Consider the following 24,215-nt stretch of genomic DNA (forward strand, 5'->3'; position numbering starts at 1 on the left):
CGTGCTGCGGGCTCGGCGGCGGTCGCGGCCGGAGGCGTCGTGGCGGCCGGCGGCGTGCTCGCCGCGGCGGGGGCGCGCTGCGTGGTCGCGGTCCCGGTCTGCGCCAGGGCCGGGATTGCCAGGCCGGCGAGAAGGAGGGCGGCGAGGGCCGTACGTTTCATGGCATGTCTCCGTTTTGAGCAGGCGCCGGGCCGGATTGCCCGCGAACTGGGCGCCAACTCTATGGGCTGCCCTCTGTGCGTCCAGTGACGACTTCGCAACGCGGCGGCCGTGGTCCAGGCTGGCGCGACACCTGCAGGCGCTACACCTGCAGGCGCGACACCTGCAGGCGCGACACCTGCAAAGGAGAGCCGCATGGACCCCGAGACAATGGAAACCGCAATCCTGGCCTGGAGCGGCATCGCGCTGCCCAACGCCGCAGCGCGTGTCGGCCTGGCCGACCACCTGGCGCTGATCGAGGCCTTCGCGGCGCTGCGCGGCACGCTCGCCTTCGAGGACGAGCCGTCGAGCTTCGAGGCCGCGCTGCGTGACGAGATGGAGCCGCCGCGATGAGCGCTCGCACCGACATGTCGATGACCGAACTCGCCGGCGCCATTGCGCGCGGCGAGACGACGTCCCTCGCCGCGACCGAGGCGTGCCTGTCGCGCATCGATGCGGGCAACCCGACCCTGAACGCCTTCATCCGGCTCGATCGCGCCGAGGCGCTGGAGGCGGCGGCGACGGCGGACGCCAAGCGAGCGTCGGGCGCGACGCTCGGCCCGCTGCACGGCGTGCCGATGGCGCACAAGGACATGTACTACCGTGAGGGCCGCGTCTCGACCTGCGGGTCGCGCATCCGCCGCGACTTCGTGGCACCGAAGACAGCGACCGTGCTGGAGAAGCTGGACGCGGCGGGCGCGATCGACCTCGGCACGCTGAACATGGCGGAGTTCGCGCAGAACCCGACCGGGCACAACCGCGAATTCGGCGATGCCCACAACCCATGGAACCCGCCCTTCTGCACCGGTGGGTCCTCATCCGGCTCCGGCGTCGCGGTCGCCGCCCGCATGGTCTATGCCGCGCTGGGCTCTGACACGGGCGGCTCGATCCGCCTGCCGGCGAGCCTGTGCGGCGTGACCGGCCTCAAGGGCACCCAGACCCGCGTCTCACGCTCGGGCGTGATGCCGCTGTCCTTCTCGATGGACAATGTCGGCCCGCTCACCCGCACCGCGCGCGACGCCGCACGCTTCATGGCGGTGACCGCGGGGCGCGATCCGAAGGACCCGACCAGCGCGCGCGAAGCCGTGCCCGACTATGAAGCCGCACTCACCGGCGACGTGCGCGGGTTGCGCATCGCCGTGCCGCAGGAATGGTTCTTCGACGGCGCTGATGAGGTCGTGGTCGCGGCGTTCGAAACCGCGCTCGACGCGCTGAAGGCGCGTGGGGCGAGCATCACCCGCCTGTCCGCGCCGTCCCTGAACGCGGTGGCCACCTGCGTCGCCGTTGTCAGCCGCGTCGAAGGCGCGACCATCCACGCGACCTGGATGCGCGAGCGCAGCGCCGACTACGCCACCCACCTCTCGGCGCGCATCTACGGCGGCTATGCGCTGCCGGCCACCTACTACGTCGAGGCGCTGGCCCATCGCGGCCCGCTGCTGCGCCAGTTCTGCACCGAGGCGATGACCGGCTTCGACATCGTCGCCACCCCCACCCTGCGGACCCGGGTCCCGACGCTCGCCGAGACCGACATCGACGCCGACCCCGCCAACTGGCATCGCTTCATGGCCGTCTCCGCCAATACGCGCCCGTTCAACTACCTGGGCTTGCCCACGGTCAGCGTGCCCTGCGGCTTCGACGAGCGCAGATTGCCGATCGGCCTGCAACTGGCCGGGCGGCCCTTCGCGGAAGGCCGCGTGCTGCAGGTGGCCGACGCCTTCCAGCAGGAAACGGCTTGGCACACGCGCGTGCCGGGCTAGCGAGTGGGCGAGGCCGCTGGCGCGGGATTCGCATGAACCCGCCTTGGGCGTCGCGCCCCGGGAGAACCGCCATGCACCGACGTCCCTTTCTCGCCGCCGCCGCCGGCCTGCTCGCGGCGCCGGCCCTGGTTCGCGCGCAGGCCGCCACCACGCTGAAATTCGTCCCCTACGCGGACCTCGCGCTGCTGGATCCCATCGCCACCAGCTTCATGACGCGCAACCACGCGATCACCATCTACGACACGCTCTTCGCGCTCGATGAGGCCGGCGTGGCGCAGCCGCAGCTGCTCGAGGGCTTCACCACCGCGCCCGATGGCCTGCTCTGGCGGCTGACCTTGCGGGCGGGGCCGCGCTTCCATGACGGCACGCCGGTGCTGGCACGGGATTGCGTGGCCTCGATCCGCCGCTGGGCGTCGCGCGACAGCTTTGGCGCCTCGCTGATGGCAGCCACCGACGAGCTGTCCGCGCCCGACGACCGCACCATCGCCTTCCGCCTGAAGCGCCCCTTCCCGTTGCTGCCCCAGGCGCTGGCCAAGCCCACGAACCTGATGGCCGCGATCATGCCCGAGCGTCTGGCCCTCACCCCCACCACCACCCCGCTGCCCGAGGCGATCGGGTCCGGCCCGTTCCGCTTCCTGGCCGACCAGCGCATTCCGGGTGCCCGCAACGTCTATGCGAAGTTCGAGGGCTATGTGCCGCGCGCAAGCGGTACGCCCAGCTTCGCCGCCGGCCCGCGCATCGTGCATTTCGACCGCGTCGAGTGGCACACCATGCCCGATGCCGGCACCCAGACCGCCGCCCTGCAGGCCGGCGAGGTGGATTGGGTGGACCAGCCGCTGATGGACCTGATGCCGCGCCTACGCCGGGACCGGAACCTCGCATTCAAGGTGGTCGAGACCACCGGGCTGATCGGCTTCATCCGTTTCAACTGCCTCCACCCGCCCTTCGACAACCCCGCCATCCGTCGCGTGGTGCTCAAGACCGTGCGCCAGCGCGAATACATGCTCGGTGTGGTGGGGCCCGAGACCAGCGCGATGAACGACCGCGTCGGCTGCTTCACCCCGGGGATGGAATCGGCGACCGAAGCCGGGCTCGAGATCATGCAGGGCCCGATCGACATCGCCGCGTTGCGCCGTGAGCTCGTCGAGGCCGGCTACAAGGGGGAGCGGGTGGTGCTGCTCGCCTCCACCGACGTGCCGCGCACCAATGCCATCTGCGAAGTGGCCGGTGCGGCCTGCCGCGCGCTGGGGATGAACCTCGACTACGTGCAGACCGACTGGGGCACCGTCACGCAGCGCTTCCCCTCCCGCGCACCGATCGCGCAGGGGGGGTGGAGCATGTTCCTTGCCTATTCCGGCGGCTATGATTTCGCGAGCCCGGCGACCAACAACCAGCTGCGCGGCAGCCCGCCCAATGCCTGGTTCGGTTGGCCCGACGCGCCGCGCCTGGAGGAGCTGCGCGACTCCTGGCTCGCCGCCCCGGACGAGACCACGCGCAAGGCGCTCGCGCGCGACATCCAGATCGAGGCGCTCAACCAGGCGGTCTACGTGCCGGTCGGCGGCTACTACCAGCCCGCCGCCTATCGGCGCGACCTGACCGGGATGCTCGGCGGATTGCCATTAATGTGGAACATCCGGCGCAGGTGACGGCGGGCAAGGCGGGGCCGGCGGCTTCGCAGCCGGCCGCCCGCCTCACGCCGACGCGTCCGCCTTGGGGGATGCGACCAGCGACTTGCGCAGGAAGTGCCGCGCCTGGCCGGGTGGGTAGTCCTCGAGCACGCCGAAGGGCTGCCAGCCCTGGGCGATGTAGAAGTCGCGCGCCTGGAAGGTGTCGAGCCAGGCGGAATGGCATCCCTCGGCACGGGCCTGCGCTTCGGCGCGGGCGAGCAGGCTGCGCCCGAGGCCCTGTCCACGCCAGGCATCGGCGACCCAGTGTGCTTCCACGAACAGCCATTGCCAGGACAGCGCGCCGCTGAGGCCGGCGGCGAGAGCGCCGTCGGCGTCGTGCAGCAGCAGCGCGAAGCGGCGCGTGTCGGTGGGCACGGTGCGGCTGTGGAACTCGCCGATCGCCTGGCCGAGTCGGGCGCGGAGCTCGGGGGCGGGTGCGGTCTCGAGGGTGAGCTGCAGCGGCGCGGGGATCGGGACTTCGGGCATCCGTGTTTTCCCTGACGGTATGATGGCACCGCCTCACGGTTTCGCGATAGAAGGTCCGCACGCCGATGCCGCGAGCGTGAGGATGCACCGATGTGCCGAGCCTGTCTGTCGCGCCGCGGTGCGCTCGCGGCCTTGGGAGCCGTGATGGCAGCGCCGGCGCGCGCGGAGACGTTGGTAGAACCGCGCATGCGGCTGCGCGCGGTCCCTGCGGATCGGCTCACCGTGGCGATCACGCTCGACGCCTGCGGCGGCGCCTTCGATTCGCGCATCGCCCAGGCGCTGGTCGAGGCCGGCATCCCGGCGACCCTCTTCGTGACCGGCACCTGGCTGGCGCAGAACCCGGCGGCGTTCGCGATGCTGCTGGCGCGGCCGGACTTGTTCGGTTTCGAGAACCACGGTGCGCGCCACATTCCCGCGGTACTGGGCGCGGGCCGGGTGTTCAACCTGGCCGTCGCCGGACGGGTCGAGGCGGTCGAGCGCGAGGTGATGGAGGGTGCCGCGGCGGTCGTCGCGGTCGGTGGCGCGGCGCCGCGCTGGTACCGCGGCGCCACCGGGCGCTACAGCCCGGGCGCTCTGGCGGAGATCGCGCGGCTGGGCTTCGTGGTCGCTGGGTATTCGCTCAACGGCGACGATGGCGCCGGCCTGGCGCCCGAGCGCGTCGCGCGGCGCATTGCGGCGGCGCCGACCGGGTCGGTTCTGCTCGCGCACATCAACCATCCCGAGCGGCCCTGCGGCGCGGGGGTGGCGGCGGGCATCCTGGCGTTGCGTGCGCGCGGCGCGACCTTCGTCCGGCTCGACCAGCTGGGGCCCGAGGCCGTGGAGGCCGCCTGATCAGCGCCGGCCGGCGAGCTGGCGGTTCTCCAGCCGGCTGAGCAGGCGCACCATCGGCCAGAGCAGGATGAAATAGGCGATCGCGGCGGCCATGATGGGCGTCGCGTTGAAGGTCACGCTCTGCGCCTGGCGCGCCTGGAACAGCAGCTCCGGCAGCGCGACGACGGAGGCGATCGAGGTGAGCTTCACCACCTCGAGCGTGTTGGAGGTGAGGTCGGGCAGAGTGTTCCGGATCGCCTGGGGCAGCACGATGTGGCGCAGCGTCTGCAGGCGGGTCAGGCCCGTCGAACGCGCGGCTTCGAGTTGGCCGGCCGGGATGGACTCGATCCCCGCGCGCAGGATCTCGCCATAATAGGCGCCGGTGTTGAGCATGAAGCCGATGGCGACCGCGCCCCACGCGCCGATCTCCCACCCCGCAAAGGGCAGGCCGGCATAGAGGAAGATCAGCAGCACCAGCGGGGGAATGGCGCGGAAGAAATCGGTGAAGGCGATCAGCGGATAGCGCGCCCATCGGTTCCGCACGGTGGACAGCAGCGCCAGCGTGATCCCCATCAGAACGCCCAGAGGCACCACCAGCAGCGAGAGCAGGATGGTCTGGATGAGACCGTTGAGCAGGATCGGCCAGGCCTGGCGAAGGATGTCGAGGTTGAAGAAGGCGAGCAGCAGATCGTCCATGGCTCAGCGCTTCCAGGCGAAACGCGTCTCGACCCAGCGGCCGAACAGCACCACCGGGAAGAACAGAACGATGTAGGCGAGCGCGCCGAGCGTCAGCGGGGAGGGGTTGAAGGCGTGCGACAGCCCCGATTGCGCCGCACCCAGGATCTCGGATACCGCCACCACCGAACCCAGCGCGGTGCCCTTGGTGATGGCGATGGTGCGGTTGGTGATGGGCGGGATGGTCATCCGCAGCGCCTGCGGCAGCACCACCAGGCGGAGCGTGGCAAGGAAGGTCAACCCCGTGGAGCGCGCCGCTTCCCACTGGCCCTTGGGCACGGCGGTGATGCCGGCCCAGAAGATCTCCTCCGAGAAACTCATCAGAACCAGGGTCAGCGACAGCCAGGTTGCCTCGAAGCCGGAGAGGTTGAGGCCCGCGGCGGGCAACCCGAAATACAGCAGCACGATGATGACCAGCGGCGGCAGCGCGCGGAACAGGTCGACCGTGAAGATGATCAGCCAGTTCAGCGGGCGGATTCCCAGGCTTCGGATGACCGCGAGCGCCAGGCCGGACGCCAGCCCCGCGATGACGATCAGGATCGCGAGTTCGACGGTTACCCAGAAGCCCTTGATGATCTCGGGCAGGTAACGCGCCATGACCTCGGCGTTGAAAAAGCTCTCGCAGAAGCGTTCCCAGCCGGTCATGCGGGCACGCCTGCGCGGTTGATGCGAAGGGCCGGGAGGGGGTAGGCAGGCGGCGTCCCTGCCCGGAGTGCCGATCGATGCGAAACCTGATGCTTTGCGCGCTGATGCTGCTGGTTGCCGCCGCGGGCCCGCCGCCGGAGGCCGAGCGCATGGTCCCGGGCGGTCGCTCCGGATTCGTCGCCGACGGCGCTGGCGGCTGCTGGGTCTGGGTGGGCGGCATCGGGCGCGGCGCACAGGATGTGGTGGCGAGCTGGTCCGGTCCCTGCCCGGAGGGTCCCGCCGAGGGCGAGGGCCGCGCCGTGGTGCGCTGGCGCGAGGACGGCCAGGACCGCGCGATGATCTATGACGGGCCTGTGCGTCGCGGCAAGAACGAGGGGCGCGGGCGCATCCTCCATGTCGATGAGGGCCGCGTGCGCGCCTCGGCCGAGGGCGTGTTCCGCAACGACCATTTCGTCGAGGGCCGCTTCGAACTGCCGCTGCAGGGACTGGTCTATGAGGGCGGCTGGAGCCCGGGCGGCCCTGAGGGCCAGGGCCGCGTGACCCAGGGCGGCCGTAGCTTCGAAGGTGTGTGGGACAGCGGCTGCCTGCGCACCGAGGGCGGCTGGCTCTCCTTCACCCGTCCCATCGAGGAGTGCGAGGGCGTAAGAACCTAATATTGTGCCCTCAAGCGCGTCGTGCCGCAGGCACGCCTTCGGCGTGACGCGAGCGGTACGCGCGCTTGGCTCGCCGCACTTCCGGCGTTCGCCCATTCGGGCGCGCGGCCCGCTAAGCGGGCCGGGGCGATGAGCTTGGGCCGAGCTCTCGGCACCGCACAGCGCCATCAATGGCGCTCGATCTGGCCGATGAAGGCGCGGGTGCGGGCATGAGAGGGCGCACCGAACACGTCGGCAGGCGGGCCTTGTTCCAGAATCTCGCCATCGGCCATGAACACCACGCGGTCGGCCGCGGCGCGGGCGAAGGCCATCTCGTGGCTCACCACCACCATGGTCATCCCCGATTCGCGCAGCTCTCGCATCACCTGCAGCACACCGCCCACCAGCTCCGGATCCAGGGCACTGGTCGGCTCGTCGAACAGCATCACGCGCGGCTCGAGCGCGATGGCGCGCGCGATCGCGACGCGCTGCTGCTGGCCCCCCGAAAGCTGCCCCGGAAAATGCCCGGCGCGGTCGCCGAGATGGACGCGCTCCAACGCGGCGCCAGCGCGAGCCTCGGCCGCCGCACGCGGCATCCCCAGCACCTTGCGCAGGGCCAGCGACACGTTCCCGAGCGCGGTCATGTGCGGGTAGAGGTTGAAGGACTGGAACACCATCCCGATGCGCTGGCGCGCCTTGTTGATGTCCGTCTTCACGTCGAGCATGTCGGTGCCGTCGACCATAATGGATCCCGAGCTCGGCTGCTCCAGCCGGTTCAGGCAGCGCAGCAGCGTCGACTTGCCCGACCCCGACGGGCCGATGACAAAGACGAACTCCCGCTCGGCCACGGACAGGTCGACGCCCTTCAACACGTGAAGGGCGCCGAAATGCTTGTGGACCCCGCGCGCCTCGATAATCGCTCCGGGCATCAGCTGCAGCGCGGCTCCCGCGGCGTGGGGTCGTAGCCGGCCAGGCCCGGCACGCCTGTGCCGGGGAACACGGTGATCGCGGCGTCATCGCCCTCCGGCGTATAGCCGAACCACTGGTTGACCAGACGCGCCATGGTGCCGTCGCGCTTCATGCATTCGATGACGTTCTCCACCGTCTCGCGCAGCGCCGCGCTGTCGCGGCGGAACGGCGTGCCCCAGTGCAGCCGCGTGTCGCGCAGTGTGAAGCTCGCCACGAATTGCGGGTTCCGGCTGGCCGCGTAGCGCACCACCGTGTTGCCGGAGAGGTTCGCCTGGGCGCGGCCATTGATCACCGCCTGCACCGCGTCGGGCTGGGTGTCGAAGGTGAGCAGGGTGAGATTCAGCCGCTCCGCATTGCGGGTGACCCATTGCTCATAGGGCGTGCCCTTGTTGACCGAGATGGTGCGGCCGCGCAGGTCCTCCTCGGAGTTGATCGGGGGCGAGCCGCGGCGGATGCCGAATTGCAGCTCGGTCCAGAGATAGCCCTCGGTGAACAGCAGCGCCTCCGCACGCTCGGGCGTGACGGTGGTGGGCGCGCAGAGGAAATCGTAGCGGCCGGCATTCAGCGCGGGAACCAGCCCCGAGAAGCTCGCGGAATCGATGGTGATCTCGCGGCCCATGCGGCGGGCAACCTCGCGGAACATGTCGATCTGGAAGCCCTCGACGCCGCCGCCGAGGCGCGGCATGGCATGCGGGGCGAAGGTGCCGTCCACGGCGCAGCGCAGCGGCGGCTGTCCTTGCGCGTGCGCCTGGCCGGCGAAGGCCGTGACGGCAAGGATGGTGGCGGCGATCAGCCTGCGCATGTGATTTTCCCCGGCAATGAATGGCGGCTGGACGTTCCCACCGGCGTCGGCGCCTGTCCACATGGCACGTTCATCATATGCGTCGCCTCGGGGTCGGACCGCCTCGCACCTCGCTGAAATCACTTCGATATCGGAATGGTGTCGACGCGGCGGAGCCCCTCTGACATGCTTCGCCCAACCATCTCCCATCGTGGCCGCGAAGGATGTTGCCATGCCGATCAAGACGACGCCGACCTACACGGAGCATGAGGTTTCGCGCATCCTGCGGGAGAGCGAAGAGGCAAGCATTTCCGATCAGGACAGGGGCGAGGGCCATGCCGAGGGGCTGCATGAGCTCCTCGCACGCGGCAAGAACCGCGCTTCGACCGATCTCGACGAGATGGAGCAGCGGATCATCGGGCCGGAGCGAAAGCGCCGCACCGGCGCCTTCGTCGGCACGCAGGCGGCCGCCATCGCCTTCGCGTTGAACAAGAAGGCCGGCCAGACCGCGCTCGGCTGGCTGTCCTACGAAAAATGCGAGTTCATCTTCGCCCAGATCGACATCGCCGCCGGCAATTTCGCGATGATCGGGTATGATGGGGATGTCACGACGCCGGCCCCCGGCGGCGCGCGCTTCGTGGTCGCCCCCGGCGGTGTCGCGCTGACGGGCTTCCTGGTGCCCATCGAGGCCCGGGCCGGCGGCATTGCGATGAAGCTGATGAAGACTTCCGGCAAAGACCTTCATATTCGCACCGCCTTTCCTTTGATCGCCGCACCCAACCCGCAAAGGGCGAACATCCGCTGGCGCGACGGCCACAACCAGGACCAAGACCTGCCGATCTAGCCGCCGCAGCCGCAGCAAGCGGCGCCGGTTCTGCGCCGTTCACATGGGCTTAACGCGTCAAGCGCATGCTTTGCCATGGAATCGCCTTATCCCGGTCGCGGTGCGGACAGACAGGGGGGCGACAAGACGCCATGACAAAGGGGTTGTTCGCCATGTCCCGTTTCGCACTCAGCCTGGTGATCATGGGCTTGCTGATGAACGCGCTTCTCGTCCTGCTGCTGCTGGGCGATGCGCTGCTGCCGATGCGGCTGTCGCTCTCCGCGGCGGCGGTGCTGGCCGTCGCAGGCGGGGTATCGCTCGTCGGTGGCCTCACGATGATCGAGCCCCGGCGGATGGTGCGCTAGCCTCGGCGGCGAGCGCCGGCGCCATCACGGCGCCCGAAGCTGCCGGCAGGCGGGCAGACGCACCCCGGGAAACCTGGCAATCCAGAAATTCTCGAATTCGAGTCGGCTGCGCATCTGCTCGCCATCGGGCGTTTCCACCGCACGAAAGGCGTAGGGGCGGCGTCCGCCCCGCTCGCTCCGCATGTAGAGCTCGATCATCAGGCGGTCGGTGGCTGAAGTTGGGTTACGGGGCAGGATATGCGCCTGGACGCACTGCCCACGGGATGGCGCCGGGGGATCGTCCGAAATTGTGGGCTGGATGTCGGTGACGCAGGGGCCCGAGCTCCAGCGCGGGCTGCGCGCGTGGCGCGACGTCAATCGCGAAAGCCAAGTGCGGATCGGAAGGTCGCCGTCGCACAGGGTTTCCAGGGCGTCGATGTCGCGCAGCGGCGCGCGCTGGGCCGCGGCGATCCGCAATGGATCCTGCGCAGCCGCGCCGGCGCTGCAGCTCAGCAACGCTGCCAGGAGGAAAAAGCGCGTGGGCGCCGCCGGCATGGGTCAGCCTCCTGTCGATGGTCGCACGACGCATGGCTGGCATTGCCGACGCCGTGATCGCCAATCAGGCCGCGGCGCAGCGCTCCGCCTCGGCATCCCAGTGCTCGGCCATCATCCTCGCGCGCAACCGGTTCTCGGCGGAGAGCGCGATGGCCGTCGGGCCCCAGGCGATCGGGTCGCGGGCCAGCAGCAGCGTTTCGGGGAATTCGCGCCTGACCAGGTCAAGGTCGTGCAGCACAGCGATGATCGTGCGGCCCTCGCCATGCCAGCGATGCAGCATCGCCAACAGATCGGCGGCAGTCTTGCCGTCCACGGCGTTGAACGGCTCGTCGAGCAGGATCACCGGGGCGTCCTGCAGCAGCAGCCGGGCGAAGAGCAGCCGCTGGAACTGACCGGCGGAGAGGCTGCCCACCGGTCGCGCGGCAAAATCGCGCAGGCCCACGGCACCCAGCGCCTGATCCGCCTGAGCCAGTTCGGCCCGCCCCGCGCCGCGGAAGGCGCCGAGCTTCGACCATAGACCCTGAAGCACCACGTCGCGGCAGGCGATGGGGAAGGTGCGATCCATCGTGGCCCCCTGAGGCAGCAGCGCGATGCGGCCGGCGACCTGGACCCGGCCTTCCTCGGCGGGGTGGAGGCCGGCGATGGTGCGCAGCAAGGTGGTCTTGCCGGCGCCGTTCGGGCCCATGATCGCCGTCAGGCTGCCCGGCGCGAACCGGCCGGTCACGTGATGCACCGCCGGGCGCCGCCCATGGCTCGCCACCAGATTGTCCAGAGTGATCATGCGCCGAGCGCCCAGAAGGTCGCGCCCCAGACCAGAGTAGCCACCACGGCCGCGAGGCCGAGGCGCGCACCGGCACCGGAGGAAAGGGCGAGAGGGTCGTGCATGATGTTATCATGTATCACGCTCCGGCTTCTGGGCAAGGCCGGGGGCGCCACCCTATCTAGGGAAGATGATCCAGCCTGGCCCGAACGACGCGGAGCTCCGCGCCTCGCTTGCCCGCCACCGCGCCTTCGCGACCGGGCTCCTTGTCGTGATGGCGGGGCTGATCCTGCTCACCTACCGGATGACGCCGGGCTATTGGACGGATCTGCTCCAGGCGGGTGCCAAGGCCGGGCTGGTCGGCGGTCTGGCCGACTGGTTCGCGGTCACCGCGCTGTTCCGCCACCCGCTCGGCCTGCCCATTCCGCACACCGCCATCATCCCCAACCAGCAGGAGCGGCTGGGACGGGGTCTTGGCGGCTTCATCGCCAACCATGTCTTCACCGAGGCCGAGATCCGCCGCGTGATCGAGCGGATCGACCTGCCGGCGATCTTTTCCACCTTCCTCGCCGACCCGGCCTCGAACCGGCCCGCGGCGCAGGCGCTGGCGGGGATGGTGCCGCGGCTGCTCGGCAGCCTTGAGGATGGACGTGCCAGGCGGCTGCTCGCGCGCATCGTCCCGCGTCTGGCCGGCGGGCCGGAGGGGGCCAAGGTGATCGCGCGCACCCTGCGCGCTCTGGTCGAAGGCGGCCGTCACCAGGCGGTGTTCGACGTCGCCGTGGTCGAGGTGAAGGCGCTGCTCGCCGCCAAGGAGGAGCAGCTGCGCGAGGCGATCGCGGCCCGCGTGCGCGCCGAGGGTGGCGCGGTGGTCGGCTGGCTCGCGGGGGCGGCGGTGGCCCGGCGGGTGCTCTCGGTGCTGAACGCGGAGCTGGAGCGGGTCGAACCCTCCGATTCCGACCTGCGCGCGGCCTTCGAGGCCTGGGTGCGCGCCGAGATCGACCGCCTGGAAACCGACTCGGAGCGCATCGCGAGCGTCGGCCGGGCGCTGCGCAGCGCGGTGAGCCACCCCTCGGTCGCGGTCTGGCTCGGCGATGTCTGGCTGCGGCTGAAGGCGGCGATGGTCGCCGATGCGGCCAACCCCGAGGGCCGCACCGTGGCCGTGCTGGAGGCGGGACTCGCCAATGCCGGGCAGTTCCTCGCCGAGAGCGAGGGCGCCCGCGCCCGCCTGCAGGCCGCCAGCCAGGGCGTGCTGCTCGCGCTGCTGCCGGCGGCACGGGAGCGGCTGGCCGGCTTCATCGCCTCCGTCGTGCAAGGGTGGGACCCGAAGACAGTGGTCGAGAAGATCGAGCTGCGGGTCGGGCGCGACCTGCAATACGTTCGCGTGAACGGGACGCTGGTTGGTTTTCTCGCTGGGGCGGCGCTGTTTGCCCTGCTCGAGCGCGTCTATGGCCGGGTCGCCTTCTGAGCCGGACTTATCCCCTGGAATCACGGGGAGATCAGTGTTCCGGACTCGCTTCGGGAGGGCTCGACGGCTAGAACATAGAGCGAACGGCTCGGGCTGTTAAGAGCGGTGCCGGAATATGCAAGGCTTCGTTCGCACACGCGATCTGGTAGTGACAAGAGTGTTGCAAGACTACATCTTGTGTCCCACCCCCCTCCGCAGGCATCCTGTCGGCCGGGGGAGTTTTAGGGGGTTAGCCGTGTTTGATGCTGTTCAGCTTGAAGGCCATGGCCAGGTTGAGATCGACCGCACGCGCGACGCGCTGCTGACCGATTTCGGCAAGGGCACGCTCGAGGATCGCTACCTGCTGCCGGGCGAATCCTTCCAGGATCTCTTCGCGCGGGTCGCCTCGGCCTATGGCGACGACGCCGCGCATGCGCAGCGCATCTACGACTACATGTCGCAGCTGTGGTTCATGCCCGCGACGCCGATCCTGTCCAATGGCGGCACCACCCGCGGCCTGCCGATCTCGTGCTTCCTGAACGAAGCCTCGGACAGCCTCGATGGCATCGTCGATCTCTGGAACGAGAATGTCTGGCTCGCGGCCAAGGGCGGCGGCATCGGCAGCTACTGGGGCAATCTGCGCGGCATCGGCGAGAAGGTCGGGCGCAACGGCAAGACCTCGGGCGTGATCCCGTTCATTCGGGTGATGGACAGCCTGACGCTGGCGATTTCCCAGGGCTCGCTGCGGCGCGGGTCGGCGGCGGTCTACATCCCGGTCCAGCACCCCGAGATCGAGGAGTTCATCGAGATCCGCCGCCCCACCGGCGGCGACCCGAACCGGAAGGCGCTCAACCTGCACCATGGCGTGCTGCTGTCCGATGCCTTCATGCGCGCGGTCGAAGCGGATGAGGAATGGGCGCTGGTGTCGCCCAAGGACGGCGCGCTGGTGAAGAAGGTCTCGGCGCGGTCCCTGTGGATCCGCATCCTCACCGCTCGCATCGAGACCGGCGAGCCCTACATCATCTACTCCGACCACGTGAACAACGCGCGGCCCGAGCACCACAAGCTGTCCGGCCTGGAGGTCAAGACCTCGAACCTGTGCTCGGAGATCACGCTGCCGACCGGCCTCGACCAGCATGGCGAACAGCGCACCGCGGTGTGCTGCCTGTCCTCGCTCAACCTTGAGACTTGGGCGGCGTGGAAGGACCATCCGCTCTTCATCACCGACATTATGCGCTTCCTCGACAACGTGCTGCAGAGCTTCATCGACACGGCACCCGATTCGATGGCGAAGGCGCGCTACTCCGCAATGCGCGAGCGCAGCGTTGGGCTGGGTGTGATGGGCTTCCACAGCTTCCTGCAGCTGATGAACGTGCCGTTCGAGAGCGCGATCGCGAAGGTGTGGAACATGAAGATGTTCCGCCACATCCGCACCCAGGCCGATGCCGCCTCTCGCATCCTGGCCGAGGAACGCGGAGCCTGCCCCGACGCCGCCGAATACGGCTTCATGGAGCGCTTCTCGAACAAGATGGCGATCGCGCCGACGGCGTCGATCTCCATCATCACCGGTGGTGCAAGCCCGGGGATCGAGCCGATCGCGGCGAACGTCTACAACCACAAGACGCTCTCGGGCTCCTTCATCGTGCGCAACCCTTACCTGCAGAAGGTGCTGGCCAAGCACGGGCGCGACGATGACGAGACCTGGACCTCGGTGACGGTGAACAAGGGCAGCGTCCAGCACCTGGACTTCCTCACCGAGCATGAGCGCGACGTGTTCAAGACCGCCTTCGAACTCGACCAGCGCTGGGTGATCGAACACGCGGCGGACCGCACGCCCTACATCTGCCAGTCGCAATCGGTGAACCTGTTCCTGCCCGCGAATGTGCATAAGCGCGACCTGCACCAGATCCATATGCAGGCGTGGAAGCGCGGCATGAAGAGCCTGTACTACTGCCGGTCGCTGTCGATCCAACGCGCGGATACGATCAGCGCGAAGGTGGTGGGCCAGGGCGACATCATGGCCGACCACGTGGCGGATCTTGGACCGTTGCCGATTGCGGCGGTCGCGAAGCCGAATTCCACGGATTATGAGGAATGTCTGGCCTGCCAATAACAAGCATGGGGGGAAAGAATTCCCCCCAAACCCCCCATCTTTTATTTTTACCTATTGGTGCTGGCTGCGCAACCAGCACCAAAAAGTCAAAAATAAAAGAATGGGGTCTGGGGAAATTCTTTTCCCCAGCCTTTCTTCTCTCCAGAGGCACTCCCCCATGAACGACGAGCTCCCCATCCGCTTCGACCTGCTGACGGCGAACCCCGTCTACAAGCCCTTCCGCTACCCTTGGGCCTATGATGCCTGGCTCACGCAGCAGCGCATCCACTGGCTGCCGGAGGAGGTTCCGCTCGCCGATGACGTGAAGGATTGGCAGAAGTCGCTCACCGATTCCGAGCGCAACCTGCTCACGCAGATCTTCCGCTTCTTCACCCAGGCGGATGTCGAGGTGAACAACTGCTACATGAAGCAGTACAGCCAGGTCTTCAAACCCACTGAAGTGCTGATGATGATGTCGGCCTTCTCGAACACCGAGACCATCCACATCGCGGCGTACAGCCACCTGCTCGACACCATCGGCATGCCTGAGTCCGAATACACGGCCTTCCTCAAGTACAAGGAGATGAAGGACAAGTACGACTACATGCAGAACTTCTCGGTCGAGAACAAGACCGAGATCGCCAAGACCTTGGCAGCGTTCGGCGCGTTCACCGAGGGTCTGCAGCTGTTCGCGTCCTTCGCCATTCTCATGAACTTCCCGCGCTTCAACAAGATGAAGGGCATGGGCCAGATCGTGAGCTGGTCGGTGCGCGACGAGACGCTGCACTGCCTGTCTGTCATCCGGTTGTTCCGCACCTTCGTGCAGGAAAATCCGGAGATCTGGACGGAGGATTTCAAGCGCGACCTGTACCTGATCTGCGCCACCATCGTGGACCACGAGGACGCGTTCATCGACCTCGCTTTTGAGCTCGGCGGTGTCGAGGGTCTCGATGCCGAGCAGACCAAGCAGTACATCCGCTTCATCGCGGACCGGCGCCTGCAGCAGCTTGGCCTGCAGCCGCTCTACCACATCGAGAAGAATCCGCTCCCGTGGCTCGATGAGATGCTGAACGCCGTGGAGCACACGAACTTCTTCGAGAATCGCGCGACGGAATATTCCAAGGCCAGCACCGCCGGCACCTGGGAGGAGGCGTTCGGCGACGCCGTGTTCACCTCCCCGCAGCCCACGGGCGACATCCTCCCCGCCCACCACTGATTGGTGACGCCCCAAAGGCAAAAATAAAAGAAGAGGGTCCGGGAGAATTCTTTCTCCCGGCCTTTCTTCCTTCCGCCGACCGGCCTATCTCGCCTCCATGCTCCGCCTCATCCGCTTCGTCGCCCTCGCCCTCGTCATTGTCCTGGGCGCCGTCTGGGCCATGGCCTGGTTCGGTCGTGCCCCCGGCGAGGGCCTGGCCGACGCTTTCGTTCGTCGCCTTGCGAGCTTCTCCGGCACCGACATGCCGGCCCCGTCCGCCGGCGGCGTGCAGCTCGCGCAGGTTCCCTTGGGCGGCGCGTTTGCGCTCACCGACCAGGCTGGTCGCGCCGTCACCGAGCAGACCTATGCCCAGGGCTTCAGCCTGATCTATTTCGGCTTCACCTTCTGCCCGGACGTCTGCCCGACCGAGCTCGGCGTGATGGCGTCCGCGATGGAGCTGCTCGGCCCCGACTCGGCGCGGGTGACGCCGATCTTCATCACCGTCGATCCCGAGCGCGACACGCCGCCGGTGATGGCCGACTACGTGTCGCGCTTCGACGAGCGCCTCGTCGGTCTTACCGGCACGCCCGAGCAGATCCGCCAGGCGGCGCGTGCCTTCCGCGTCTACTTTGCGAAGGTGACGCCGCCCAATGCGTCAGCCTACCTCATGGATCATTCCTCGCTGGTCTACCTGACGGGGCCGGACGGGCGGGTGCGCCAGGTGTTCCGTGCCGAGACCGGACCCGAGGCGATGGCGGCGGCGATTCGGGGGCAGCTGCGGGTCGCGCGGCCGTCCTGAGGGTGACCGATGCGGTGGCTGCGTGGCAGTCACCGCGCCGCACGGCATTGCGCGGGCCGGCGTTTGAGGCCAAGTGGCGCCGTCGCTTCGCGTCGAGCCGTGGCTTAGACCGCGGCGGAATGTAGAGAATTGATGATACTGCGGGCCTCACGCGCTATGATTCCGCGGATATACGATCACTGGGTATGCACCCGGTGGCCGGTGACACCTGAAGGTGATGGATGAGTGACGAGACCAACGCGGATGTGGTTGCGCCCGATGAACGGAGTGGCAGCCTTCCTCCGCGCCATACGCGGCGGCTGTCGGACAAGATTCTGATTGCGTTCCACCATGCCTGCGACCAGGCCGACTACGAGGTGGCCGAGGACCTGCTGCGTATCCTGGAGACGATGCTGACCCGTCGCCCGAGCACCCCCGACGGCAATCGCCGGCGCAACATCGAGAGCCTGGTCGCCGCGCATGAGCGGCTGTGGATGCTGAAGCACCCCGAGGTGAACCAGGGCTGAGTTCAGATCGGCAGCGGTGCGGCGTCGCGCAGCACCGCCTCGGCGGCTGGCGTGAAGCTGCCGTCGATGGTGTGCAGGGTGAAGGGCGGGAGCACGCGCGCGGGCCCGCGTCCCCCCCGGCGCCCTTGCAGCAGCACCCGCTTGGCGGCAATGCCGTCGCGCGGTGCCAAAGGCAACAGCGCTAGGCTGCCGAAACCGGCGGCGCGGAGGGCCGCGATGCCGGCGTCGAATCGCGCGGCGGGCAGGATGAGCGTGGCGGTGCCGCCCATCATGATCGCGGCCGCAAGGAAGCGGGCCCAGTCGGCTAGCGCCGCACCATGTTCATGCGTCGCAGCGGCGCGCATCGATTCCGGCGGGGCTGTGCCATCCGGCCAGTAGGGCGGGTTGGCGAAGCCGTGACGCGCCGGCCCGAGTCGCGACGCCAGCGCGCGGTCCGCGACATCGCCCTGGACGATCTCGGCCATGCAGCCATTGGCGCGCGCATTCGCGCCGGCGAGCACCACCATCTCCGGCTCGAGTTCCAGCGCCACCACCTCCAGGCCGGGGAGCCGCGCGGCGAGGCAGAGGAAGGCCGCGCCACTGCCGCACCCGGCCTCGATCACGCGCTCGCCCGTGCGTGCGGGGATGGCGGCGGCGAGCAGCACGGCGTCGAGTCCTGCGCGCAACCCGCGTGCGCGCGGCTGGTCCAGCACCACGCGGCCGCCGAGCAGGGCGTCGCGCGTGGTCTCGCTCAATGATCCTCGCCCGCCTCGCGCAGGATGGCGCGGGCGCGGTCCAGATCCTCGCCGCGCACGGCGAGGCGGCGGGGAAAGGCGCCGATGCCGCCCTCGACGGCGCTGATATGCTGGTCGAGCACCACACTCTCGATGCCGGCATCCGCGAGCAGGGCTTGCAGGAAGCCGAGACGCACCAGATCGCCTGTCATGACGAGAATGTCCAAGGCCATCCCCCGGGGAGAGAACGTGCCGCGCCTTGCTGCGCCAGCAACTCCGCCGGTATGGTGCGCCCCCTGACGAGAGGTCAAGCCGCTTGAACGCGCATACCAGGAACGCCGGCGGAGAAGACGCGCTTGAAGCGCTCACGAACCTCGTCGGCGCCGATATCGAAGCCTGCAACCGGCTCATCCTCAAGCGCATGGACAGCCCTGTCGCGCTGATCCCGCAGCTCGCCGCGCATATCATCGCGGCCGGCGGCAAGCGACTGCGGCCGTTGCTGACGCTCGCCGCCGCGCGTTTGTGCGGGCATGAGGGGGAGCGCCACATCCTGCTCGCCTCCTGCGTCGAGTTCATCCACACCGCGACCCTGCTGCATGACGACGTGGTCGACGAGAGCGCGCTGCGCCGCGGGCAGGCGAGTGCGAATGCGCTGTTCGGCAACAAGCCCTCAGTGCTGGTGGGCGATTTCCTGTTCGCGCGCGCCTTCCAGCTGATGATCGAGGATGGCGATGTGGAAGCCATGCGCATCCTCTCCGAAGCCTCGGCCACCATCGCCGAGGGCGAGGTGCTGCAGCTGATGATCCAGAACGACCTCGCCGCCACCGAGGCGCAGTATTTCGCGATGATCGAGGGCAAGACCGCGGCGCTGTTCGCGGCGGCGAGCGAGCTCGGCGGCGTGGTGGGGCAGAGGCCGCCGGCGGAATGCGCGGCGCTGCGCGAGTATGGGGGCGCGCTCGGGATCGCCTTCCAGCTGATCGACGACGCGCTCGACTACGCGGCCGACGAGAAGGCGCTGGGCAAGACGGTCGGCGATGATTTCCGCGAGGGCAAGATCACGCTGCCGGTGATGCTGGCCTTCGTGCGCGGCGATGCGGCGGAGCAGGCGTTCTGGCGCCGCACGATCGAGGCGCGCGAGCAGGAGGAGGCGGACCTCGTCCAGGCCCAGGCGCTGATGGCACGGCACGGGTCGGTGGCCGAGACGGTCGCGCGGGCGGAATCCTATGGCGACCGTGCGCGGGCGGCGCTCGAGATCTTCCCCGACAGCCAGGCGCGCCGCGCGCTGCTGGGCATCGTGGATTTCTGCATCGCGCGGGCCCGCTGACATCTTGCGTGCGGCGGGCGCCGCGGCATAGTTGCTCCTTCGTCATGAAGGGCCAGCAGCATGTCGGGCGACAAGAGCGACGGGTTCTCCTCGGGGCAATCCTCCGGTGACTGGGGCGTGGCCAAGGACACGCCGATCGACCAGGGCTGGTCGAAGTCCGCGAGCGACGGCGACGGCGGCGCCAAGGGCGCCTTCGGCGATGCGGGCAGCGTCACGGGCTTCGCCGACAGCGTCACCGATACCTCGCGGCGCTCCTGGTTCGGCCGGATCGGCGGGGCCTTCACCGGCGCGCTCGTCGGGCTGATCCTCATCCCGCTCGCCTGCTGGCTGATTTTCTGGAACGAGGGCCGCGCGGTCGATACCGCGGTCGCGCTCCGTGATGGGGCCGGCAGCCTCGTGAGCGTGCCCGCCGATCGCCCGAACGCGGCGCAGGAAGGCCGGCTGGTGCACGTCACCGGCCCTCTCACGAGCAACGCGACGCTCACTGATGGCGAGACCGGCGTGGCCGTGCAGGGCGCGGTCGCACTGCGCCGCCATGTCGAGATGTACCAGTGGCGCGAGACGAGCAGCAGCAGCACGACGACCAATCTCGGCGGCAGCCAGACCGCCCAGACCACCTACAGCTACAGCCGGGTCTGGTCGGACACCGCAATCGACTCCGGCCGCTTCCGCCAGCCGGGTGGTCACGCGAACCCCGCAATGCCGCTGGCCTCTCGCAGCATCACCGCGCCGGAGGCAGGCCTGGGCGGCTTTCGCCTGGCCGAGCCCCAGCTGCGCCTGCTGCCCGCCAATGACGCTTTGCCGGTGGACCCGGCCAGCATCCGCCCCATAGCGGGGCGGCGCGCCCAGGCGGCGGGGCAGGGGATCTATGTAGGCGGCGATCCCGCCAACCCCGCGCTCGGCGACCTTCGCATCAGCTACCAGGTGGCGCGGCCGGCCACGGTGAGCGTGATCGCGCGCCAGGTCGGCGACGCGTTCGCGCCCTACACCACGCGCAACGGCGAGACGCTCCAGCTGGTCAGCGCCGGGACGAAGACCGCGCCGGAGATGATCCAGGCCGCCGAGGCGGAGAACAACCTGATCGCCTGGGTCCTGCGCCTGGTGGGCGTGGTGCTGGTGTTCGTCGGCTTCGCGCTGATCTTCCAGCCGATGCGGGTGCTGGCCGATGTGGTGCCGATCTTCGGCACGATCGTGGGCTTCGGCACCGGGCTGCTGGCCGCGGTGCTGACCTTGATCGTCGCGCCGCTGGTGATCGCGGCGGCGTGGTTCGCGCATCGGCCGGTGATCGCGGCGATCGTGCTGGCGGTGGGTGTCGCACTCGCCTTCGGCCTGTCGCGGCTGCGCCGCGCGATGCGGCGGCCGGCGGCGCCGGTGCCCGCGATGCCGGCGCGCTGAACCAGGCTCAGCCGCGCGCCAGCAGGGCGCGCGACTTGGCGATGACCGCGAGCGTTTCGGGCGTCAGGTCGTAGTCGGCGAGCGCGACCGGCGCCGCCCAGGCGACATCCAGCACGTCATCGGCGGCTGCCGCGGTGCCGGCGCTCCAGCGGCCGGCATAGTCGATGATGGTGTAGTGGAACTGCGCGCGCCCATCGGCGTCGCGGGTGATGGCGTCAATCACGTCGGCAAGGATGAGCGGCCCGGCCTCGATGCCGGTCTCCTCGCGCAACTCGCGGCGGGCGGCGGCTTCCACGGTCTCGCCGAGGTGCTGGGCGCCGCCGGGCAGCGACCAGGCGCCGGCGCGCGGTGGCTTGGCGCGGCGGACGAGGAGCACGCGGTCGGCATCGAAGATCACGCAGCCGATGCCGACCCAGGGGCGGGTCGGGTGGTCGCGTGGCTCGTCGGTCACCGTGGCGCGGCGGGGGCGGGCGCAGGAGCGTCCGCGGCCGGAAGGTCGGGCGTGGCCGCGGTAGGCGCCTCCTCCAGCGGGGCTGCGGCAGGGGCTTCGGCGGGCGGTTCCTCGGCGCGGCGGAGATCGGCCAGGAGCGGGACGAAGGCCTTTTCCTTCCATTGGCCGATCTGGAAGGCCCAGCCGCGCCAGCGGGCGTTCAGCCTGGTGGCCTCGTCATCGCCCTCGGCGGCGAAGCGCGCCCAGATCGCCTCGCCGTCGCGGGAGATGCGGGCGACGAGGGTCAGGTTGTCCGTCAGGGTGAAGCGCGCCTCGCCGATATCGGTGCCGTGCGCCACGGTATCTGCGGTGACCTCGACGAAGGTGAGGCTTTCGAAGGCGCGACCGATCTCGTCGAGGCTGGTCTCGTCGAGCGGCGGCGTCTCGGCGGGGTTGGTGACGCGGAGCGGCGCGTCCACCTCGCCGGCGCGGGCGAGCTCGAGCACCGGCGCGTCGGTGCGGCGAATGGCTACGCGCAGGACGCGGTCGCGCGGGATGGCCGCGATGCCGCGGTCGAGCCAGAGGCCGGCGTCGCCGTCGATCGGCAGGCGGCCTTCGGCGAGCCAGGCCTGGTTCTCGCCCGCCCGGCGGATGAAGGCGGCTTCGGGCACGTTGCCCTGGGTGCGCACGCGGCGGCGGCCGACGACAAGTTGCGCGATAGGCGCGCCCTGCGCGTTGAGCACGCGGACCAGCGCCGCGGTGGAGCCTGGCTGGGTGGGATCGTTCACGCCCAGCCGGTCCAGCAGTTCCGGGTTCGCCGTGCGCGGTTCGGTGAGGCGGAGTTCGGTAAGCCCGGTGAGCAGTTCGCGCACACGGTCGGGCCGCGCGGGGTAGTTGCCGCGCTCGGGCAGCACCCAGGTCTCGCCCATGCGCTGCACGACGACGCCATCGGCATTGCGCGTCACCTCGATGCGTGCCGCCCCTTGCAGCCGCTGCGCGAGGTTGGGGAAGGCGAGTTCCGCGCTGCCCGCCGGCGGCGGCGTGGTGTTGTTCGGCTTGAGGATGAGCGCAGCGGCAATGGTGAGGATGGCCGCGCCGCCAAGCATCAGAAGGGTGCGTTGGTTCATCAATGTTGGCCCTTCGTATTCCGGGTCCAGGGGCCTGCAGGCTCCTGGTGGGGGAGTTTGAGGGGGCAAAGCCCTCTCATGCTTTCTTACGCGCGAGCGGCAGCTCTTCTCCGCGAGCGCAGCACGCCGAGCACGATGGCGAACACCGTCAGCAGCGTCGGCACCAGCGCGATATTCATCGCGCGCAGCAGGCTTTCCAGCGATTCGATATCCCGCCGCAGCTCCAGCTGCACCCCGCGCAGCTCGCGCCGCGTCGCCACGATATCGGCCCGCGCCCGGTCGATCTCCGCCCGCTGCTCGGTGGTGATGACGGCGCTGCCGCCGCGCTCGCCGCCCGCCTGCCCCTGGCGGAGTTCGCGCAGCCGGCGCTCGGTCTCCTCGAGGCGGGTCTGCAGGGTGCGTTCGGTCTGGCGGAAGCGGGTCTCGGCCTCGCGGCGGAGGTCGTCGACCATGGCGAAGGGGCGCAGGCTTTCGCCGCGGGAGCGGAGGGAGACCAGCGCGTCGCCGCCCGCCAGCGTGTCGGCGATGTTGGCGATGAAGGCGCCGTTGTCGCTGATCGGCGTCATCACGGATTGGCCGAAGAAATCCTGCTGGCGGACCCAGAAGCGGTCCTCCAGCAAATCGGTGTCGTGGATGATGACCATGTTCACCGGCCCGTCGGAGGTGGCGCGGTGCGCGGGCATGCCGGCGGGGCGTTCGGCATCCTCGGGCGCGGTCGCGCCGAAGGCGGAGGGCAGGGTGCCGCGGATGCGCGCGGCAATGACGTGGCGTTCGCCGTCGGGGCGGAAGGCGGCCAGCAGCGCTGCCGGGTTAGGCTCGCGGCGGATGGACGCGGCATCGACCAGCATCGCGCGTTCGGATGAGGCGAGCAGCGGGATGAACTCGATGGTGGCGCCCTCCCGGCGGCGCAGCTCGCCGGCCGAGGCGACGGTCACCTGGTTCAGTTCGGCGGTCGCGACCTCGCCCTTGTTGATGCTGTCGCCTTGGAGGTTGAACCAGGCCGTATAGTCGACGGCCTGGATGCGGTCATTCTGCGCCGCACGGACGCGCCAGGCGCCGCGCAGGTCGAGCACAACGCGGTCTGCCGGGGCGTCGACGCCCCAGGCATTGATCAGGCGGTCGAGCGAGGAGGACGTGGCGGTCGGAGGCGCGCCGCCCGCGCCGGGGCGCGATGCCTGGCCTTCCGAATGCGGATCGAGCAGCAGGATCAGCTTGCCGCCGCGCATGACGAACTGGTCCACGGCGTACTGGGCCAGCGTCGAGAGGTTCTGCGGATGCGCGAGGAGGAGGATCTGGATCTCCTCGTCGATGTGGCGTGCGTCCGCGGGGATGTCGCGCAGCGTGAAGAACTGGCGCAGCTGCTGCATGATGGCGAAGGGCTGGCCGCCCTGGCCGGGGGGCAGGCCCTGCATCTGGCGCATCATCATCATGCGCGGGTCGCCGTTGAGCGGCAGGGAGGTCATCACCCCGATGGTGGGCCGGCGCGGGTTGGACAGCTCATAGACAAGGCGCGTGAGGTCGTATTCGAGGAAGCGCTCGCGCTCGGGCTGGAAGAAGGGGATGTTGCGCTCGTCATCGAGCAGGTTGGTCCCCGCCAGGCCGAAATAGACCTGCTCGCCGGACTGGTCGATCGGCACGCCCTGCAGCCCATAGGCCAGCGCCCGGTCCTCGGTTTCGGAGAAGGGTTCGGGGTCGTGGAATTCGAGGCGGATGCGACCGTTGGAAAGGGCCGCGTATTCCTCGAGCATGGCGCGGACGCGCTCGGCATAGGCGCCGTAGACGGGGACAGTCGCACCAAGGCGGCGGGCGTAATACAGGCGCAGCGTGATGGGTTCCGACAGGCCGGCGAGGATGGAGCGCGTTCCGCTCGCGAGCGTGTAGAGGCGCTGCTCGGTGAGGTCGATCCGCGCGCGTGGCAGCAGCCGGTCGGCGAGGAGGTTGACGCCGATGGCGAGCGCGAGGGCGGCGATGACGCCGATGGTCGAGAAGGCAAGGCGCCTGCGCGCCGGGGTGGCGATGGTGCTCATG

General features: G+C 69.4%; 26 protein-coding genes. 14 read left to right on the forward strand and 12 right to left on the reverse strand.

What is annotated here, in order from left to right; all coding sequences use genetic code 11:
* Positions 1-354 precede the first annotated feature (354 nt).
* The 3 genes from GXW79_RS14035 (at position 355) to GXW79_RS14045 (ending at position 3,601) form a co-directional block, all read left to right on the forward strand.
* Complete coding sequence (locus GXW79_RS14035) at positions 355-552, forward strand: hypothetical protein (protein WP_211875036.1); 198 nt, start codon at positions 355-357, stop codon at positions 550-552.
* Complete coding sequence (locus tag GXW79_RS14040) at positions 549-1,955, forward strand: amidase (protein WP_211875037.1); 1,407 nt, start codon at positions 549-551, stop codon at positions 1,953-1,955. Before GXW79_RS14035 ends, GXW79_RS14040 begins: the two co-directional genes overlap by 4 nt.
* A 71-nt stretch (positions 1,956-2,026) precedes the next feature.
* On the forward strand, positions 2,027-3,601 hold the full coding sequence (locus tag GXW79_RS14045; RefSeq protein ID WP_211875038.1) for an ABC transporter substrate-binding protein: 1,575 nt from the start codon (positions 2,027-2,029) through the stop codon (positions 3,599-3,601).
* A gap of 45 nt (positions 3,602-3,646) precedes the next feature.
* On the opposite strand, the gene GXW79_RS14050 is transcribed toward GXW79_RS14045, so the two are convergent.
* Positions 3,647-4,108: a GNAT family N-acetyltransferase gene (locus GXW79_RS14050; RefSeq protein ID WP_211875039.1), complete on the reverse strand. Its 462-nt coding sequence runs from the start codon at positions 4,106-4,108 to the stop codon at positions 3,647-3,649.
* A gap of 144 nt (positions 4,109-4,252) precedes the next feature.
* Here GXW79_RS14050 and GXW79_RS14055 point away from each other — a divergent pair, with 144 nt between their 5' ends.
* On the forward strand, positions 4,253-4,939 hold the full coding sequence (locus GXW79_RS14055; protein ID WP_211875040.1) for a polysaccharide deacetylase family protein: 687 nt from the start codon (positions 4,253-4,255) through the stop codon (positions 4,937-4,939).
* On the opposite strand, the gene GXW79_RS14060 is transcribed toward GXW79_RS14055, so the two are convergent.
* Positions 4,940-5,614: an amino acid ABC transporter permease gene (locus GXW79_RS14060; RefSeq protein ID WP_211875041.1), complete on the reverse strand. Its 675-nt coding sequence runs from the start codon at positions 5,612-5,614 to the stop codon at positions 4,940-4,942.
* A gap of 3 nt (positions 5,615-5,617) precedes the next feature.
* Positions 5,618-6,298, reverse strand: coding sequence for an amino acid ABC transporter permease (locus GXW79_RS14065; RefSeq protein ID WP_211875042.1), 681 nt, complete (start codon positions 6,296-6,298; stop codon positions 5,618-5,620).
* A 77-nt stretch (positions 6,299-6,375) separates the two neighbouring features.
* Here GXW79_RS14065 and GXW79_RS14070 point away from each other — a divergent pair, with 77 nt between their 5' ends.
* The gene (locus GXW79_RS14070; protein ID WP_211875043.1) at positions 6,376-6,951 is read left to right on the forward strand and encodes a hypothetical protein; all 576 of its coding nucleotides are present in this window, start codon (positions 6,376-6,378) and stop codon (positions 6,949-6,951) included.
* A gap of 167 nt (positions 6,952-7,118) precedes the next feature.
* Here GXW79_RS14070 and GXW79_RS14075 read toward each other — a convergent pair whose 3' ends face one another.
* Both GXW79_RS14075 and GXW79_RS14080 read right to left on the reverse strand, forming a co-directional pair.
* A complete protein-coding gene (locus GXW79_RS14075; protein ID WP_211875044.1) occupies positions 7,119-7,859 on the reverse strand; it encodes an amino acid ABC transporter ATP-binding protein in 741 nt (246 codons plus the stop codon).
* Positions 7,859-8,701, reverse strand: a complete 843-nt coding sequence (locus GXW79_RS14080; RefSeq protein ID WP_211875045.1) for a transporter substrate-binding domain-containing protein — start codon at positions 8,699-8,701, stop codon at positions 7,859-7,861. Before GXW79_RS14080 ends, GXW79_RS14075 begins: the two co-directional genes overlap by 1 nt.
* Positions 8,702-8,912: 211 nt before the next feature.
* Here GXW79_RS14080 and GXW79_RS14085 point away from each other — a divergent pair, with 211 nt between their 5' ends.
* A complete protein-coding gene (locus GXW79_RS14085) occupies positions 8,913-9,524 on the forward strand; it encodes a hypothetical protein (RefSeq protein ID WP_211875046.1) in 612 nt (203 codons plus the stop codon).
* Between the two features lie 152 nt (positions 9,525-9,676).
* On the forward strand, positions 9,677-9,868 hold the full coding sequence (locus tag GXW79_RS14090) for a hypothetical protein (RefSeq protein WP_211875047.1): 192 nt from the start codon (positions 9,677-9,679) through the stop codon (positions 9,866-9,868).
* Positions 9,869-9,892: 24 nt separating this feature from the next.
* On the opposite strand, the gene GXW79_RS14095 is transcribed toward GXW79_RS14090, so the two are convergent.
* Together GXW79_RS14095 and GXW79_RS14100 are read right to left on the reverse strand one after the other, a co-directional pair.
* A complete protein-coding gene (locus GXW79_RS14095; RefSeq protein WP_211875048.1) occupies positions 9,893-10,402 on the reverse strand; it encodes a hypothetical protein in 510 nt (169 codons plus the stop codon).
* A 64-nt stretch (positions 10,403-10,466) separates the two neighbouring features.
* On the reverse strand, positions 10,467-11,183 hold the full coding sequence (locus tag GXW79_RS14100) for a metal ABC transporter ATP-binding protein (RefSeq protein ID WP_211875049.1): 717 nt from the start codon (positions 11,181-11,183) through the stop codon (positions 10,467-10,469).
* Positions 11,184-11,352: 169 nt separating this feature from the next.
* On the opposite strand from GXW79_RS14100, the gene GXW79_RS14105 reads away from it, so the two are divergent.
* The 5 genes from GXW79_RS14105 to GXW79_RS14125 all read left to right on the forward strand — a co-directional run bounded on the left by GXW79_RS14105 (position 11,353) and on the right by GXW79_RS14125 (position 17,198).
* Positions 11,353-12,627 (forward strand): DUF445 domain-containing protein, encoded by a 1,275-nt coding sequence (locus tag GXW79_RS14105; RefSeq protein ID WP_211875050.1) that lies wholly within the window; start codon positions 11,353-11,355, stop codon positions 12,625-12,627.
* 235 nt (positions 12,628-12,862) lie between these two features.
* A complete protein-coding gene (locus GXW79_RS14110; RefSeq protein ID WP_367614909.1) occupies positions 12,863-14,719 on the forward strand; it encodes a ribonucleoside-diphosphate reductase subunit alpha in 1,857 nt (618 codons plus the stop codon).
* 157 nt (positions 14,720-14,876) lie between these two features.
* Positions 14,877-15,914 (forward strand): ribonucleotide-diphosphate reductase subunit beta, encoded by a 1,038-nt coding sequence (locus tag GXW79_RS14115; RefSeq protein ID WP_211875052.1) that lies wholly within the window; start codon positions 14,877-14,879, stop codon positions 15,912-15,914.
* A gap of 97 nt (positions 15,915-16,011) precedes the next feature.
* Positions 16,012-16,692, forward strand: coding sequence for an SCO family protein (locus GXW79_RS14120; protein ID WP_211875053.1), 681 nt, complete (start codon positions 16,012-16,014; stop codon positions 16,690-16,692).
* Positions 16,693-16,913: 221 nt separating this feature from the next.
* Positions 16,914-17,198: a hypothetical protein gene (locus tag GXW79_RS14125; protein ID WP_211875054.1), complete on the forward strand. Its 285-nt coding sequence runs from the start codon at positions 16,914-16,916 to the stop codon at positions 17,196-17,198.
* A gap of 2 nt (positions 17,199-17,200) precedes the next feature.
* Here the strand turns inward: GXW79_RS14125 and GXW79_RS14130 are convergent, their stop codons facing one another.
* Both GXW79_RS14130 and GXW79_RS21485 read right to left on the reverse strand, forming a co-directional pair.
* Complete coding sequence (locus tag GXW79_RS14130) at positions 17,201-17,932, reverse strand: tRNA1(Val) (adenine(37)-N6)-methyltransferase (RefSeq protein ID WP_246504003.1); 732 nt, start codon at positions 17,930-17,932, stop codon at positions 17,201-17,203.
* On the reverse strand, positions 17,929-18,123 hold the full coding sequence (locus tag GXW79_RS21485; protein ID WP_246504004.1) for a putative signal transducing protein: 195 nt from the start codon (positions 18,121-18,123) through the stop codon (positions 17,929-17,931). The genes GXW79_RS14130 and GXW79_RS21485 overlap by 4 nt, the downstream gene beginning before the upstream one ends.
* Positions 18,124-18,227: 104 nt before the next feature.
* Between GXW79_RS21485 and GXW79_RS14135 the strand changes: the two genes are divergently transcribed.
* A complete protein-coding gene (locus GXW79_RS14135; RefSeq protein ID WP_246504005.1) occupies positions 18,228-19,235 on the forward strand; it encodes a polyprenyl synthetase family protein in 1,008 nt (335 codons plus the stop codon).
* Positions 19,236-19,295: 60 nt separating this feature from the next.
* On the forward strand, positions 19,296-20,630 hold the full coding sequence (locus tag GXW79_RS14140) for a TMEM43 family protein (RefSeq protein WP_211875057.1): 1,335 nt from the start codon (positions 19,296-19,298) through the stop codon (positions 20,628-20,630).
* Between the two features lie 7 nt (positions 20,631-20,637).
* Here the strand turns inward: GXW79_RS14140 and GXW79_RS14145 are convergent, their stop codons facing one another.
* From GXW79_RS14145 to GXW79_RS14155, 3 genes are all read right to left on the reverse strand, one after another.
* Positions 20,638-21,081 (reverse strand): NUDIX hydrolase, encoded by a 444-nt coding sequence (locus GXW79_RS14145; protein ID WP_211875138.1) that lies wholly within the window; start codon positions 21,079-21,081, stop codon positions 20,638-20,640.
* Positions 21,078-22,187 (reverse strand): DUF4340 domain-containing protein, encoded by a 1,110-nt coding sequence (locus tag GXW79_RS14150; protein WP_211875058.1) that lies wholly within the window; start codon positions 22,185-22,187, stop codon positions 21,078-21,080. The genes GXW79_RS14145 and GXW79_RS14150 overlap by 4 nt, the downstream gene beginning before the upstream one ends.
* Positions 22,188-22,273: 86 nt before the next feature.
* On the reverse strand, positions 22,274-24,214 hold the full coding sequence (locus GXW79_RS14155; RefSeq protein ID WP_211875059.1) for a GldG family protein: 1,941 nt from the start codon (positions 24,212-24,214) through the stop codon (positions 22,274-22,276).
* Position 24,215 lies beyond the last annotated feature (1 nt).

Origin of the sequence: Plastoroseomonas arctica (assembly GCF_018128965.1) — a bacterium.
In the GTDB taxonomy this organism is placed as follows: Bacteria; Pseudomonadota; Alphaproteobacteria; order Acetobacterales; family Acetobacteraceae; genus Plastoroseomonas; species Plastoroseomonas arctica.

What these genes read in the sequence shown, in the direction of transcription:
- GXW79_RS14035 (WP_211875036.1), top strand. Translation starts at nt 355, where the DNA reads ATGGACCCCGAGACAATGGAAACCGCAATCCTGGCCTGGAGCGGCATC.
- GXW79_RS14040 (WP_211875037.1), top strand. Translation starts at nt 549, where the DNA reads ATGAGCGCTCGCACCGACATGTCGATGACCGAACTCGCCGGCGCCATT.
- GXW79_RS14045 (WP_211875038.1), top strand. Translation starts at nt 2,027, where the DNA reads ATGCACCGACGTCCCTTTCTCGCCGCCGCCGCCGGCCTGCTCGCGGCG.
- GXW79_RS14050 (WP_211875039.1), bottom strand. Translation starts at nt 4,108, where the DNA reads ATGCCCGAAGTCCCGATCCCCGCGCCGCTGCAGCTCACCCTCGAGACC.
- GXW79_RS14055 (WP_211875040.1), top strand. Translation starts at nt 4,253, where the DNA reads ATGGCAGCGCCGGCGCGCGCGGAGACGTTGGTAGAACCGCGCATGCGG.
- GXW79_RS14060 (WP_211875041.1), bottom strand. Translation starts at nt 5,614, where the DNA reads ATGGACGATCTGCTGCTCGCCTTCTTCAACCTCGACATCCTTCGCCAG.
- GXW79_RS14065 (WP_211875042.1), bottom strand. Translation starts at nt 6,298, where the DNA reads ATGACCGGCTGGGAACGCTTCTGCGAGAGCTTTTTCAACGCCGAGGTC.
- GXW79_RS14070 (WP_211875043.1), top strand. Translation starts at nt 6,376, where the DNA reads ATGCGAAACCTGATGCTTTGCGCGCTGATGCTGCTGGTTGCCGCCGCG.
- GXW79_RS14075 (WP_211875044.1), bottom strand. Translation starts at nt 7,859, where the DNA reads ATGCCCGGAGCGATTATCGAGGCGCGCGGGGTCCACAAGCATTTCGGC.
- GXW79_RS14080 (WP_211875045.1), bottom strand. Translation starts at nt 8,701, where the DNA reads ATGCGCAGGCTGATCGCCGCCACCATCCTTGCCGTCACGGCCTTCGCC.
- GXW79_RS14085 (WP_211875046.1), top strand. Translation starts at nt 8,913, where the DNA reads ATGCCGATCAAGACGACGCCGACCTACACGGAGCATGAGGTTTCGCGC.
- GXW79_RS14090 (WP_211875047.1), top strand. Translation starts at nt 9,677, where the DNA reads ATGTCCCGTTTCGCACTCAGCCTGGTGATCATGGGCTTGCTGATGAAC.
- GXW79_RS14095 (WP_211875048.1), bottom strand. Translation starts at nt 10,402, where the DNA reads ATGCCGGCGGCGCCCACGCGCTTTTTCCTCCTGGCAGCGTTGCTGAGC.
- GXW79_RS14100 (WP_211875049.1), bottom strand. Translation starts at nt 11,183, where the DNA reads ATGATCACTCTGGACAATCTGGTGGCGAGCCATGGGCGGCGCCCGGCG.
- GXW79_RS14105 (WP_211875050.1), top strand. Translation starts at nt 11,353, where the DNA reads ATGATCCAGCCTGGCCCGAACGACGCGGAGCTCCGCGCCTCGCTTGCC.
- GXW79_RS14115 (WP_211875052.1), top strand. Translation starts at nt 14,877, where the DNA reads ATGAACGACGAGCTCCCCATCCGCTTCGACCTGCTGACGGCGAACCCC.
- GXW79_RS14120 (WP_211875053.1), top strand. Translation starts at nt 16,012, where the DNA reads ATGCTCCGCCTCATCCGCTTCGTCGCCCTCGCCCTCGTCATTGTCCTG.
- GXW79_RS14125 (WP_211875054.1), top strand. Translation starts at nt 16,914, where the DNA reads ATGAGTGACGAGACCAACGCGGATGTGGTTGCGCCCGATGAACGGAGT.
- GXW79_RS21485 (WP_246504004.1), bottom strand. Translation starts at nt 18,123, where the DNA reads ATGACAGGCGATCTGGTGCGTCTCGGCTTCCTGCAAGCCCTGCTCGCG.
- GXW79_RS14140 (WP_211875057.1), top strand. Translation starts at nt 19,296, where the DNA reads ATGTCGGGCGACAAGAGCGACGGGTTCTCCTCGGGGCAATCCTCCGGT.
- GXW79_RS14150 (WP_211875058.1), bottom strand. Translation starts at nt 22,187, where the DNA reads ATGAACCAACGCACCCTTCTGATGCTTGGCGGCGCGGCCATCCTCACC.
- GXW79_RS14155 (WP_211875059.1), bottom strand. Translation starts at nt 24,214, where the DNA reads ATGAGCACCATCGCCACCCCGGCGCGCAGGCGCCTTGCCTTCTCGACC.